Raw genomic sequence first — 11,963 nt, forward strand, 5'->3', positions numbered from 1 at the left:
GCTATTGCCCTTCGGATCCGCCGTTCGCTCCGCTGCCCGTATCGGAGAACTTGGTCTTCGTCGAAGCGTGCTTCGAGATCATGTCGAAATAGGCCGTGTCGTCACCGATGGTCAGCGTCGGCGAGCAGTTCGGCGTGCAGCTATAGGACTGACGCAGGCCGCCCTTGGTCAGGTTCACCGTGCGAACCTCATCGCGTTGCACGACGACACGCTGATCCTGGATGATGTTGCGCTCCGCATCGAGCGCAATGATGTTGGTCACCCCGAATGTCTTGCCCGTCACGACAAGCAGGTTGCCACCCTGAATGGCCACGTCCGCTATCGAGGGATTGCCGATGATCACACTCGCGGCAGGACGCGGCAGGCGCAGAAGCTGCGACTGGTCATAGGCGACCACGAGATCAGCGGCTCTGACCTTTCCGCAGAAGAGAAGCGCGAGCGCGACGACAAGGCTCGCCATGACCATAGCGGCACGATTGACCGCCTCGTTCTTCGCGGCTGAGCGCGCGGCAACGGCTGCTTTCGAGGCCATGAGCCAATCTCCTGACTTTGTAGGTCTTAGCCATTTGGCGCCGATTGCGTAAATGAATCCCTAACGGAGCACCTCTCCGCTATTGCCGGGGCCGGAACTTCGCGTGCGTATCGCGCGTTCTACGCCCATTCGGTTTTCAGGAATTGAACGGAGTTCTCTGATGACACGCGGCACGCTGCTCGTGATTATTGCTGCTTTCGTTCTCGTGGGCGGCGCCGTACTTCTTGCGCAAAACGCCGGTACGAAAACTTACGGTATCGCTGACGACGAAACACGCATTGAGGCGCCGGGCACGCGCATCGAGAGCGACAACGACAAAACTCGCATCCAAGCACCGGGCGTCGACATCACCGTCCCGCGAGGTAAAGACGGCGATTGATAAGCGCGTATTGTCCGTTTCTCTGTCGCGCGAATTGACATATCGTCATCTACAATACTTTCTCGTTGGAGATTTGGCGCGGTGAACTCCCTCGAATTGCTCTCTCCAACAGGCTCGCTCGCCCATTTCGAGGTGATGTTGCGTCTTGTGATGGCGGTGGCACTCGCAGGGCTGCTCGGCTGGGACCGTGAAGAGAAGAACCTGCCCGCCGGATTGCGCACCTATATGCTCGTGGCGCTCGCGGCAGCCGTTTTCACAGTGCTGACATTCGAGATTTTTGAGACGGTCAGGCAATCCTCTGGGGGAAATGCCGATCCTATCCGCATTATCGAAGCTGTGACCGCGGGCGTGGCCTTTCTAGCTGCCGGCACCATTATTCAAGGTCGCGATTCCGTGCGCGGCCTTACGACGGGTGCTGGCATGTGGATGGCCGGTGCGCTCGGAGTTGCCGCTGGCGCGGGGCACTATCTGCTCGCGATTTTCGCAGCGCTGCTGTCTTTTGCCATCCTGCGCTTGGTGAACATGTTGGCGCAGAGCAGTTCGCAGAGTTCGACTAGGTCGGTCCTTATCGACGAGACTGAAGCAGACGAAGGCAGCGGCTAGCCGCCGTAAACTCCGCCAAGCGCAGAGCTGCCTGCGCTTCAGCTTCCGCGTCCCTACCCCATTGCTCCTTCTGCCAGGTTTCGTCGACTGTGGCGGCGTTCCAGGCCTCTTCCACCGATAGATGTCCCCGGTGATGCGCGAGCGCCAGCAGCGCGGAGCCACTGATCGTCGTCAGCACGTGGAGGGCGGAAAGGCTCAGGGGGTCGAGATCGGCCAGCGCACGCCTCATGGCGTCGAGCGTCTCCGGGGGCTGTTCGATGGGCATGAGACCCTCGCGCAGGCGGAAGTCCGCACCGAGATCACGTTTGGCCCAAACCAGGACCGGGTCCCAGGCGTCCGCTTGCCTGCGCACCAGCCCCTCAGGCGCTTCGGCGCGGTAGCAGAGCAGATCGCTGCCGGAAAAGGCGGCGATGTCATCGGCGACTTCCTGCATGCGGCTGGATACGGCGTCGATCGCCGAGTTCGCGAGCTTCGTCAGCGGCATTGTCGCCGGGTCGATGAACTCGCCCTGAGCTTCCCATTCGGCAGCGATGGCATCCGCCAGCTCGCGGACGGGCAGGATCAAATCCTGCTTCGCGGGCGTTTTGATCCCACGCCCATCCAGCAGGACCCTGTACCCGCCATCGCGCGGCTCGACCGTTGCCGCCTTGTAGAAGCGCTTTGGGAGCGGCGGACGCAACGAGTCCTTGGGCGGGACTTTCAGTCCTCCCTGTCCGTTGCCATTGCCCGAGGTGGTGTCGTCATCGCTCATCCGCTTCACTTCCGAAACATGATCTGATCAAGCGTCTGCTCGAGTTCGGCACAATCGGCTGCCACATGGTGGGCCCCCGCCGCGTGGAGCGCTTCTGCCGGATGATAACCCCAACTCACCCCGATTGCGGTCGTCCCAGCGCCGCGCGCCATCTCGATGTCGAATGTCGTATCGCCGATCATCGCCGTGTCGGCAGCTTCCGCCGCCGTTTCGCTCATGGCGCTCAAGATCATCGACGGGTGCGGCTTCGAGGGGTGAGTGTCCGCAGTCTGGATGGTCGCGAACAGATCGTTCCAGCCCTCGCGCTCCAGCACGGCGTTGACCCCGCGGCGTGATTTGCCGGTCGCAATACCGAGGACCACGTCGTCACGTGCCGAGAGTTTCGCTAGCGCTTCGCGAACACCCGGATAAAGCGGCTCTGCGTGGTCCGGCCGACGGCGACGCTCCGCGAATGCGGCCTTGTAAGCTTCGGTCAGGCGGTCGACCTGGTCGAGGTCGGCGCCATCCGGCACAAGCCGCGCAACAGCAATTCCGAGCGACAGACCGACAACACCGATCACGCGCTCGCGCTCCGGCGTAACGAGCCCTTCCGATTGAAAGGCGTCGCTCATGGCGGCAACGATCACATGCTGGCTGTCGACCAGCGTGCCATCGCAATCGAATATGACGAGCTTTACCGGTGTCATCCTGTCAGCCGTCATCCTTGTCGAACCGGCGGGGGTCGAGACCCAGCAGGTCCCACGTTCCGAGCATGTGCGCCGGAAGGGGCGCCGAAACGTCGATCTTCGCTTTGCCCGCCGGGTGCGGGATGATCAGCCTGCGCGCGTGGAGATGCAGCTTCGGCTCGATGTTCTCCGCGGGCAGTTCCATGCCGCCGTCGTACTTGTTGTCGCCGACAATGGGGTGGCCAATCATTTCCATGTGCGCGCGCAGCTGGTGCTGGCGGCCCGTGACCGGTTTCAGCGAGACCCACGCCGCCTTGTGCGCGACGCGATCCACCACGGAATAATGGGTGGTCGCATGCATTGCCTCCTTCTGCTCGCCAGGGCGAGCCTTGCGGATGCGATCTCCCTCCGGGCCCGACGCCTTGACGAGCGCGGCCTCGATCTTTCCTTGCGGCGGCTTCGGCACACCTCTGACTAGCGCCCAGTATGTTTTCGCCGCAGAGCGCGTCTGGAAAATACGGCCGAGCTTGGCGGCTGCGCTGCGATGCTTGGCGACGAGCAAGACGCCTGTCGTGTCGCGGTCAAGACGGTGCACGAGACGCGGACGGTCGCCGAAGCGATCGACCATGCCCGCGAGGATGCCGTCGATGTGGCGGCGTGTTCCCGTGCCGCCTTGGACGGCGATCCCGAACGGCTTGTTGAGTACGAGAACGTCGTCGTCCTCGAACAGGATCATGCTCTCGATGAGTTCGCGGTCCGCCTTCGAAGCCGACGGCGTCGCGGCTGTCTTTGCTGCAGGGCTCCCTTCGCGCGGAGTGCGCGCTGCTTTGGGAACGCGAATCTTGGCGCCCGCTTCCAGGCGCTCCTTGGCTTCGACACGGCGCGCGTCCACCCTCACCTGCCCGGAGCGGAGCAGCTTCTGCAGATAGCCGTGGTTGATCTCGGGAAAATGCACGCGGAACCAACGGTCGAGGCGCATGCCGGCTTCGCGCTCGGCAACCTCAATGGTCTCCACGCGCTCTTGTGCGCGGTCAGTCATTTGTCATCACGGGGTTCGGTTCACGCCGGATCGCCAGCGCGGACATTGGCAATTCAGTTGGGACGGGCGCCGCCACGGAGCGGGCCGCCGATCACCCATCCGATGGTCCAGCCGACGATGAGGCCGGCCAGATTTACGACCATAAACGCAAGCTGGTTGATATTCTCGGCTTCGTCGGAACTCTCGAACTTGAACTGAAGCGCTGCCCAGTTTGCGACCGGGCCGCTCAGGAAGTGCATGGCCAGCGCGGCACCGACGATGGCGAAAACGATCGCAACGAGATAGCGCATTCTATCCTCCGGCAGCCTTTCGGGCGCTCTATGACGTCTCGTCCGAAGCAGGTGGACTTCGGCTTCTATTTCACTTCCCAGAACCAGATTTCTCCGGCGTTGGCATAGTTCGAGTAGTAGCCGAGCCAGGAGAACCACTCCATGAGCCATTTTGCCGACGAGCGATAGCCGTTCCAGACGTCGATGTGATCACCGGTCGGACGGCCGCTGTCCGACGAGCGGCGCCAGTAATCCTGGATGTATATGATGCCAGTGCGCCCAAAGATCTTCGGATAGAACTCGGCCGCGTCGGCACCGATGAACTTCTCTGTCGGTCCGATGCCCGCGATGTTGGCGCGTGCGATGCCGTTGGCAAGCTGGCTCGCGTTGATGAAGTGCATCTCGTCACGGGGATGCACCGAGCAATGGGAAATTCCGGACAGCTGGGATGGCTGAACGCCGGCGCGCCGGAGGGCGACGCCCATGCGGATGGCACACTGGTTGGAGAAGACCGGGAACCCCATGAGCACGGTGTTGCCCTCGAGGTTGGTCAGGTTGTGGGGGGCAATGCAGGGCGTCTGGACGCTTTCATTGATCGGATGCCCGCGCCATAGATCTTTGAATTCAATCATGAAACGCTTCCCTACTACGATCCGCCCGTAAGCGCCGGCCAAGCCCCGTAAACCCGCCGTCTGTCGCGCGAGCGGACTATAGGATGCCGGACGAAAGTTGGCCAGATGGCCGGGGTGCCCGGCGCTACGGCCCCAATAGTTAAGGCCGCGGGTGTGGCTCAGCGCTTCTTGCGCAGACCGTCCCAGTACGCGAGCCGCTTGGCCAGCTCCCGCTCGAACCCGCGCTCGGGCGGGTCGTAGAACTTGGGTCGTGTCCTCATCTCGTCGGGGAAGTAGTTCTGGCCGGAGAAGGCATCCGGCTGGTCGTGATCGTAGAGGTAGCCGTCGCCGTAGCCTTCCTCCTCCATGAGCTTGGTGGGCGCGTTGAGGATAACCTTCGGCGGCGAGAGCGAGCCATGTTCCTTGGCGGCGCGCATGGCTGCCTTGTAGGCCACATAGTTGGCGTTCGATTTCGGTGCCGTGGCGACGTAGATCACGGCTTCCGCCAGCGCCAATTCTCCTTCGGGGCTACCGAGAAAATCGAACGCTTCTTTCGCGGCATTGGCGATCACAAGCGCCTGGGGATCGGCCAAGCCGATGTCTTCCACCGCCATGCGGACGATGCGGCGCGCAATGAAGAGCCGATCCTCGCCGCCATCCAGCATGCGGCAGAAGTAGTAGAGCGCCGCATCCGGATCGGAGCCCCGTACGGCCTTGTGCAAGGCAGAGATGAGGTTGTAGTGCCCGTCGCGGCCCTTGTCGTAGAGCGGCGCGCGGCGCTGCACGAGCTTCACGAGCGCGGCGCGATCCAACGGCTTTGCGCCAGGCTTCACCGTGGCGAAGACTTCCTCGGCGAGATTGATGACGGCGCGGCCGTCTCCGTCGGCCATGGACTTCAGGGCTTCGCGCGCGTCTGTATCGAGAGGCAGCGGCCTGCCGTCCTCGGATTCGGCGCGCTTCAGGAGATCTTCGAGCGCGTCATCGTCGAGACGATTCAGCGTCAGCACGCTTGCGCGCGACAGGACGGCGGCGTTGATCTCGAATGACGGGTTTTCCGTCGTGGCGCCGACCAGCGTGATCGTCCCGTCCTCCATGTACGGAAGGAAGCTATCCTGCTGGGAGCGGTTGAAGCGGTGGATCTCGTCGATGAAAAGCAGCGTGCCCCGCCCCTGCTCGCGACGGGCCTTGGCACGATCGAACGCCTTCCTCAACTCAGCGACGCCGGAGAAAATCGCGGACAGCTGCTCGAACTCGAGCTTCGTCTCGTGGGCCAGCAAGCGCGCTATCGTGGTCTTGCCGCAGCCTGGAGGGCCCCAGAGGACGAGGCTCGGCAGGCGACCGCTGGCGAGAAAACGCGTCAGAGTTCCGTCAGGACCAACAAGATGCGGCTGCCCCGCGACCTCCGATAGCGTCTTCGGACGCAGTCGGTCAGCCAACGGACGCGGCGCGCCCTTCTCCAATCCAGCGGCTTCAAAAAGATTGCTCATCGGGGGATGTTAGCGTGGGAGATCACTCCCGTCCTCCTATCCGGGGACTTGCAGGTTGAAAACCTTGTCACCGCGGCGCACGGCCACGAGCCACATACGTTGGCGCGTGCCCAACAGGCCTTCCAGATCGCGCACGCTGGCGACCTTCGTTCCGCCGATCTCGGCGATGACGTCGCCCGGCAGGAAGCCGAGGCGTGCGGCGGTCGACGACCGGCGAACGGAGACGACGACCACACCATCGGTTTCATCGATGCCGAGCTCGTCCGCGACGGCCGGACCGATGTTCGACACGCGCGCGCCGTCGAGGGGATGCTGGCCGGCAAGATTGCGGACGTCGTCGCGGCCGGGCTTCGGCGCGCCAACGAGGGTGAGATCCACCGTGACCGGCTGTCCCTTGCGGATAACTCCGATCTTCACCGTACTGCCGATGCCGCGCGTCGTGAGACGATACTGAACCCCGCGCGCGTCTGCGACCTCGAAGCCATCGATGTTTACGACAACGTCACCGGCGGTCAGTCCTGCGCCTGCCGCGGGGCCGCTGTTCGAGACCCGCGCCACGACAGCTCCCGCGACGCGATCGAGCCCAAGGGCCTCGGCGGTATCACGGGTCACGGTTTCGAGCCGTGCGCCGAGCCATGGCCGTTCGACCTTCCGGCCCTCCGCGGCGCCCTGCACGTAGAGCCGCACAAGATTGGAGGGGATCGCAAATCCGATGCCCTGCGAGCCGCCAGACTGCGAGAAGATCATCGTGTTGATGCCGACCAGCTTTCCGGACATGTCGACGAGCGCGCCGCCGGAGTTGCCGGGGTTGATCGCTGCGTCGGTCTGAACGAACACTTGCGAATCCGAATTGCCGATCTCGCTGCGGGCCAAAGCCGAGACGATGCCGCTGGTCACGGTCTGGCCGACGCCGAATGGGTTGCCGATGGCCAGCACCATATCCCCCACCTCGAGGGTATCGGAGTCTTCAAGCTCAAGCGTCGGAAAACGCTGATCGTTGCTCTCGATCTTGAGAATGGCGATATCCGTCTTGTCGTCCTGGGTCAGCACCTTGGCGTCGAATTCGCGTTTGTCGGCGAGGGCGATGCGGATCTCCGTTTCGCCGCGGCCTCGGATGACGTGCGTGTTGGTGACCACGATGCCTTCCGGACTCACAATGACGCCGGAGCCGAGAGAGCTCTGGATACGCTCGGAGGGCTGGCCGAACGCGTCGCCGAAGAACTGGCGGAAGAAGGGATCGTTGGCGAAGGGCGACGAAAATGTCTGCACGCGACGCTGGACGTAGACGTTGACGACTGCCGGAGCCGCCCGGCGCACGATCGGCGAGAACGAATACTGAGCGACCTCGCGCGACGGCGGGACCACGCGGGCGGCTGGCGCGTTATCCTGCGCGGTTGCCTGACGGCGCTCTACCGCTGACGACACCAGAACGCCGAGCAAGCCGGCGACCGCCAACGCGGCGAACTCCTTGACGTAACGAGGCATGAACTGGATCCCTGTCCCTAGTCACGCGGGAGGATATAGGACAGGGCGCGAGCGGGCGGAAGGGCGTCACAGACGCCCCTTCCGGCTGAGGGGACCGGATTCGCGCTTAGCGGGAAGTCTGGCCCTTCCTGTAAGCATCCGGCGACCAAGCTGCTGCGTCATAGCGCGCGTCCGCGTAGTTTTGGCGGGCCGGCTGCGGAGGGCGGTAAGGTTCCGGCATTGGTTGGCGCTCGACCGATGCGACCGGGCCCGGGTTGCCACGCGGACGCCAATCCTGGGGCGGCCCCGGCTGCCTGCCGTAGGGTGCCCATTCCTGCATCGACTCCGTGCGTTCGAGCGCCACGATATCCGCTCCGCCGGTCCAAGGCCGGCTGGCCAAGAATTGACGCTCGCGGCGGTCATTTCCGTCGATAGGCGCAGGGCCGGCGTAGCGAACGCGGACCTTGCCGGTGCCGCCCGACAGGAGCCCCAACGAGCGGGCAGACTCTTTCGAAAGGTCGACCATGCGCTCGCCCACGTAGGGCCCGCGATCGTTGACGCGCACGAGAATGGTGCGGTTGTTCGAGAGGTTCGTTACGTACGCATAGCTCGGAAGCGGCAGCGTCGGATGGGCGGCCGTCAATGCATTCATGTCGAACACTTCGCCGTTGGCAGTGTGGCGGCCGTGAAAATCGCTGCCATACCAAGAGGCGACGCCAACCCGGTCGTATTCGGGCTGCTCGCGCGGGTTGTACCAGCGTCCACCGACCTGGTAGGGCTCGCCGACCTTGTAGGTGCCGCCGCCCTTCGGAATGCGCTCGTCATGGCTGGCCACGCGCCGACTCGCCGACACGCCCCACTTGGATTCTGGGAACATCGGTTCGCGGGCTGAGGACTCTTTCGAGGACGAAAGACCCGAAACGACGCTTTGGCTGCTGGCACAACCGCCCAAAGCGGCGGTTGCAATAGCGATCAAGGGCAGCGTGCCCCGCGCGCCGCGCGTTCCGATACGGAATTTCGATTGCCGCGGTGCATCTGCGCCCGCGCCACACATACGCATTACCATAAACGCCATCCCACGGCCCCTTACGGGGCCTTCCTGCCTAGCCGCTCGCGGGCGCCGCTGTTTGGTGCGGTCTTCACCGATGAGCCTTGGCAGCATGGCAGAAGGCGATTGCGATCCCGTTAAGCGCGGCGTTCCGCCCTTAACCGGTTCTTGAGGGTGAGGCGCGGACTGTGTAGGTTCCAGCGCTTCTCCGCTTCGCGCGGAGGCTTTCCGGAGAGATGGTCGAGTGGTTTAAGGCACCGGTCTTGAAAACCGGCGTGGGTGCAAGCCCACCGTGGGTTCGAATCCCACTCTCTCCGCCACTTCGGTATAAAACCGGGAACGCCGATTTCCGCCGTTTTCCCTCCCTTAGTGGCTACCAGCGTCCTCAACAGGGTGCTTTTGCTGCCTTTGATGTAGATTGCGTCGTCCGCGACCTCGACGTGCTGGGCGAAGGCCCGGACGTGTTCCCGCCGATAGCCGCCCTTTCCAAGCCGGAGTCGGGTGCGGGCTTCACTCGCCAGTTCCCGCACGGCTGCCCCTGTGAGGCCCTGATGGGCCGAGCTTTTCAGCATGGCCTCGGTTCTTTCGGCGTCGGCGCGTGCCTGATCCCGTAGCGCGGTAAGGCCCGCTATCCGCTCGCCGAGGGCGGCTTCGGCCGGGTCGAGCGAACCAGCCTCGATAGCGTCGTAAAGCCGCTTGAGGCGCATGTCGGCCTCGGCCGCGCGCTGGTTCAGCTCTGCAATGTGCTGGCTGCGCCGCTCGACGCTCTCCTGCCGGCGGTCGAGCAGCGAGGCGAGCACATCTTCGATCCTCTCGGGGTCCAGCACCCTTTCCTCGATATGGCTGACCACTATGCGATCGAGCTTGTCCATGGGGATCGCGCGGCCTTTGCAGCCGGTCTCGCCCTGCCGCGCCCGGATCGAGCAGGCATAATAGCGATAACGGCCGTTCTTGCCGGTGCGCAGCGTCATCGCACCTCCGCAATTGCCGCAATGGCAAATGCCGGTCAGCAGATTTGGGCCGCTGACCACGCGCGGCGGCGTCACCTTCGGATTATTGACCTGCAAGCGCCTCTGCACCGCCTCGAAGGTCTCAAGGTCGATCAGCGGTGGCACCGCGACGGTGACGATTTCCTCCTCGGGCTTCACGTCACCCTTTTTGGAACGGCGATTGAACCGATGCTCGCCGATATAGGTGCGCCGGGTCAGGATACGGTGGAGCTGGCCGATGCCCCAACGCCCGCCGCTGCGGGTGAACATGTGGTTCCTGTTGAGGTAGCTGACGATGTTCTTGACGCCCATGGGGCCGGACGTGCCGTCGCCTTCCGTTGCAAGGCGGAAGATCAGCCGCACGGTGTCGGCGTGCAGCGGGTCGATTTCCAGCTTCTTCTTCATCTTCGCGCCGCGCTGCTCGGCATCGACGACGCGGTAGCCGATGGGCGGAAGCGAACCGTTCCAGAAGCCTTGGCGGGCGTTCTCCTTCAAGGCGCGCAGGACGTGCTTGGCGTTCTCCTTCGACTGGTATTCGTCGAACAGCGCCATGATCTGCCGCATCATGACGTGCATGGGGTCGTCGCCCATTTCCTGTGTGATGGACACCAGCCGGACGCCATTCTTGGCGAGCTTCCTGACGTTGAACTCCAGCTCGAAGTGATCGCGGAAGAAACGCGAGAAGCTGTGAACCACCACCAGGTCGAACGGCGCGGGCTTGCTGGTGCCGGCCTCGATCATCCGTTGGAACTCGGGGCGACGGTCGTTGGTCGCCGATGCTCCGGCCTCGACGAAGGTTTCGACAAGCTGGTAGCCGCGCGAAGCGCAATAGGCTTCGCCCTGTTTGCGCTGGTCGGGGATCGACACGTCATGCTCGGCCTGCCGGGCGGTCGAGACGCGCAGATAGAGCGCGGCGCGCAGGGCGACGTGTGGGGACTGAATGCTCATCATTGGCCTCCTTTCGCCGCGCGGCGTTCGAGCAAGGGCAACGCCAGCTCCACGCGATCATGCAGCACCTTGGGCACGAGCTTCTGGCCCTCGCCGGGGTCCATGCGGATCAGGCCGTAGCGCGCCATTTTCTTGAGGGTTCGGGACAGGTTGGGCTTCGCCCGCCCCGTGATCCGCGACAGTTCCTCCAGCGAGCCGGGCGACTGCTCGTCGATGACGCGCAGCAGCTCGCGGTTCCCGCTGGAAAGGAGCTGCGCGAAGGATTCCATGGATGTGAACCACACCTTCGGATCGTCGGCCGCCGGCTTTTCTTCGCCGCGCGCGATCCGCATGGTGCGGGCCTTCATCTCATCGTAGCCGGCAATCCCGACTTTCAATGTGGTCATAGCACGCCTCGCTCCTTCAACACCGCGTCCACCGCCTGCCAGAAGTCGGCCAGCAGCGTGGCCGCATCCTCGTAGGCGTAAGGCTTCACGGTCTGGAGACGGTGCCGATGGTCCATCGGCCCGCCACGCCTGCCCCGGCCGACCGGATGGGCGTTGTCGAAGCCGACCAGCCGCTCGCCCGAAGGCCCGTGAAGCGTGAGCGAGTAATCGAGGCCGTGCGGCTTCTCCGGCGAGACCGGAACGCGGGTGACGACGAACTTTACCCAATGGCCGCTCTCGGGATCGACAACGAGCACCTGACCGTCGAGGTCCAGAAGCGTGTCGAGGCTCGGGTCACGATCCTCGCTCATGACTTACTGTTATCATCAGAGGATAACGATTTCAAGCCCTGATTGTCAGGATCGTCGATGGGGCCGAACAGCCGGTCGAGCACGTCGCCGAAATACCGCTCGAAGATTTGCAGTTCTTCCTCGGTGACCGGCACCTTCTCGGGCCAGTCGTCGAAGACAGGCAACGACTCCACATCGACGATGCGAAGCGGCGACCTTCGGCGCTCCCGCCCGTCCGACGTGGGTTCGTCGGCATAGTCGAAAAGATCGTCGGGAAGTGTCTCGGGAACCGGCTGTCGCGGTCGCCCTTTGCGGGCGCGGCGGCGCTCTGCGCACATGGAATCCTCCTTGGCTCTGGTGGATTCCGGGGCACTCACGGTCCCGGAATTAAGCGAACCATGGAGGGCAGTCGGCGGCCTGTAGCGTGCCGCATTTGCGCCTATGCGCTGGCGGCACCCCTGCG

The 11,963-nt window shown here is 63.8% G+C and carries 14 protein-coding genes, 1 tRNA gene and 1 pseudogene; 3 read left to right on the plus strand and 13 right to left on the minus strand.

Features of this window, described 5'->3' with window-relative positions; all coding sequences use genetic code 11:
• Position 1 precedes the first annotated feature (1 nt).
• On the minus strand, positions 2–532 hold the full coding sequence (locus tag VHO05_RS08470; RefSeq protein WP_329646166.1) for a pilus assembly protein N-terminal domain-containing protein: 531 nt from the start codon (positions 530–532) through the stop codon (positions 2–4).
• Positions 533–692: 160 nt separating this feature from the next.
• Here VHO05_RS08470 and VHO05_RS08475 point away from each other — a divergent pair, with 160 nt between their 5' ends.
• Both VHO05_RS08475 and VHO05_RS08480 read left to right on the plus strand, forming a co-directional pair.
• Positions 693–911, plus strand: a complete 219-nt coding sequence (locus VHO05_RS08475) for a hypothetical protein (RefSeq protein ID WP_329646167.1) — start codon at positions 693–695, stop codon at positions 909–911.
• Positions 912–992: 81 nt separating this feature from the next.
• Positions 993–1,514: an MgtC/SapB family protein gene (locus VHO05_RS08480; protein ID WP_329646168.1), complete on the plus strand. Its 522-nt coding sequence runs from the start codon at positions 993–995 to the stop codon at positions 1,512–1,514.
• Here the strand turns inward: VHO05_RS08480 and VHO05_RS08485 are convergent.
• From VHO05_RS08485 to VHO05_RS08520, 8 genes are all read right to left on the minus strand, one after another.
• On the minus strand, positions 1,477–2,265 hold the full coding sequence (locus VHO05_RS08485; protein WP_329646169.1) for an ATP12 family chaperone protein: 789 nt from the start codon (positions 2,263–2,265) through the stop codon (positions 1,477–1,479). The two genes, VHO05_RS08480 and VHO05_RS08485, sit on opposite strands and share 38 nt — an antisense overlap.
• A gap of 5 nt (positions 2,266–2,270) precedes the next feature.
• The gene (locus VHO05_RS08490; RefSeq protein ID WP_329646170.1) at positions 2,271–2,966 is read right to left on the minus strand and encodes an HAD-IA family hydrolase; all 696 of its coding nucleotides are present in this window, start codon (positions 2,964–2,966) and stop codon (positions 2,271–2,273) included.
• A complete protein-coding gene (locus tag VHO05_RS08495; RefSeq protein WP_329646171.1) occupies positions 2,956–3,969 on the minus strand; it encodes an RluA family pseudouridine synthase in 1,014 nt (337 codons plus the stop codon). Before VHO05_RS08495 ends, VHO05_RS08490 begins: the two co-directional genes overlap by 11 nt.
• A gap of 53 nt (positions 3,970–4,022) precedes the next feature.
• Positions 4,023–4,259 carry a hypothetical protein gene (locus tag VHO05_RS08500; RefSeq protein ID WP_329646172.1) on the minus strand — a complete coding sequence of 79 codons (237 nt, stop codon included), beginning with the start codon at positions 4,257–4,259 and terminating at the stop codon, positions 4,023–4,025.
• 65 nt (positions 4,260–4,324) lie between these two features.
• On the minus strand, positions 4,325–4,870 hold the full coding sequence (locus VHO05_RS08505) for a type VI secretion system amidase effector protein Tae4 (protein ID WP_329646173.1): 546 nt from the start codon (positions 4,868–4,870) through the stop codon (positions 4,325–4,327).
• A gap of 158 nt (positions 4,871–5,028) precedes the next feature.
• Positions 5,029–6,336 (minus strand): replication-associated recombination protein A, encoded by a 1,308-nt coding sequence (locus VHO05_RS08510; protein WP_329646174.1) that lies wholly within the window; start codon positions 6,334–6,336, stop codon positions 5,029–5,031.
• A 36-nt stretch (positions 6,337–6,372) separates the two neighbouring features.
• Positions 6,373–7,821 (minus strand): Do family serine endopeptidase, encoded by a 1,449-nt coding sequence (locus tag VHO05_RS08515; RefSeq protein WP_329646175.1) that lies wholly within the window; start codon positions 7,819–7,821, stop codon positions 6,373–6,375.
• Positions 7,822–7,927: 106 nt separating this feature from the next.
• Entirely contained in the window at positions 7,928–8,635 is a 708-nt protein-coding gene (locus VHO05_RS08520; protein WP_329646176.1) for a septal ring lytic transglycosylase RlpA family protein, read from the minus strand.
• A gap of 443 nt (positions 8,636–9,078) precedes the next feature.
• Between VHO05_RS08520 and VHO05_RS08525 the strand changes: the two genes are divergently transcribed.
• Positions 9,079–9,168, plus strand: a tRNA-Ser gene (locus VHO05_RS08525).
• A gap of 576 nt (positions 9,169–9,744) precedes the next feature.
• Here VHO05_RS08525 and VHO05_RS08530 read toward each other — a convergent pair.
• The 4 genes and pseudogenes from VHO05_RS08530 to VHO05_RS08545 all read right to left on the minus strand — a co-directional run.
• Positions 9,745–10,788 (minus strand): annotated as a pseudogene (locus VHO05_RS08530) (recombinase family protein); the annotation flags it as partial.
• Complete coding sequence (locus tag VHO05_RS08535; RefSeq protein ID WP_099547435.1) at positions 10,785–11,171, minus strand: winged helix DNA-binding protein; 387 nt, start codon at positions 11,169–11,171, stop codon at positions 10,785–10,787. The pseudogene VHO05_RS08530 and the gene VHO05_RS08535, both read right to left, overlap by 4 nt.
• Entirely contained in the window at positions 11,168–11,521 is a 354-nt protein-coding gene (locus VHO05_RS08540; RefSeq protein ID WP_099547434.1) for a toxin-antitoxin system TumE family protein, read from the minus strand. Before VHO05_RS08540 ends, VHO05_RS08535 begins: the two co-directional genes overlap by 4 nt.
• Positions 11,518–11,838, minus strand: coding sequence for a hypothetical protein (locus VHO05_RS08545; protein ID WP_099547433.1), 321 nt, complete (start codon positions 11,836–11,838; stop codon positions 11,518–11,520). Before VHO05_RS08545 ends, VHO05_RS08540 begins: the two co-directional genes overlap by 4 nt.
• Positions 11,839–11,963 lie beyond the last annotated feature (125 nt).

This window comes from Hyphomicrobium sp., assembly GCF_036262015.1.
Lineage (GTDB): Bacteria > Pseudomonadota > Alphaproteobacteria > Rhizobiales > Hyphomicrobiaceae > Hyphomicrobium_C.

Excerpts from the sequence above, each read along its gene's own strand:
- VHO05_RS08470 (WP_329646166.1), bottom strand. The coding sequence starts at position 532 with ATGGCCTCGAAAGCAGCCGTTGCCGCGCGCTCAGCCGCGAAGAACGAG.
- VHO05_RS08475 (WP_329646167.1), top strand. The coding sequence starts at position 693 with ATGACACGCGGCACGCTGCTCGTGATTATTGCTGCTTTCGTTCTCGTG.
- VHO05_RS08485 (WP_329646169.1), bottom strand. The coding sequence starts at position 2,265 with ATGAGCGATGACGACACCACCTCGGGCAATGGCAACGGACAGGGAGGA.
- VHO05_RS08490 (WP_329646170.1), bottom strand. The coding sequence starts at position 2,966 with ATGACGGCTGACAGGATGACACCGGTAAAGCTCGTCATATTCGATTGC.
- VHO05_RS08495 (WP_329646171.1), bottom strand. The coding sequence starts at position 3,969 with ATGACTGACCGCGCACAAGAGCGCGTGGAGACCATTGAGGTTGCCGAG.
- VHO05_RS08500 (WP_329646172.1), bottom strand. The coding sequence starts at position 4,259 with ATGCGCTATCTCGTTGCGATCGTTTTCGCCATCGTCGGTGCCGCGCTG.
- VHO05_RS08505 (WP_329646173.1), bottom strand. The coding sequence starts at position 4,870 with ATGATTGAATTCAAAGATCTATGGCGCGGGCATCCGATCAATGAAAGC.
- VHO05_RS08510 (WP_329646174.1), bottom strand. The coding sequence starts at position 6,336 with ATGAGCAATCTTTTTGAAGCCGCTGGATTGGAGAAGGGCGCGCCGCGT.
- VHO05_RS08515 (WP_329646175.1), bottom strand. The coding sequence starts at position 7,821 with ATGCCTCGTTACGTCAAGGAGTTCGCCGCGTTGGCGGTCGCCGGCTTG.
- VHO05_RS08535 (WP_099547435.1), bottom strand. The coding sequence starts at position 11,171 with ATGACCACATTGAAAGTCGGGATTGCCGGCTACGATGAGATGAAGGCC.
- VHO05_RS08540 (WP_099547434.1), bottom strand. The coding sequence starts at position 11,521 with ATGAGCGAGGATCGTGACCCGAGCCTCGACACGCTTCTGGACCTCGAC.
- VHO05_RS08545 (WP_099547433.1), bottom strand. The coding sequence starts at position 11,838 with ATGTGCGCAGAGCGCCGCCGCGCCCGCAAAGGGCGACCGCGACAGCCG.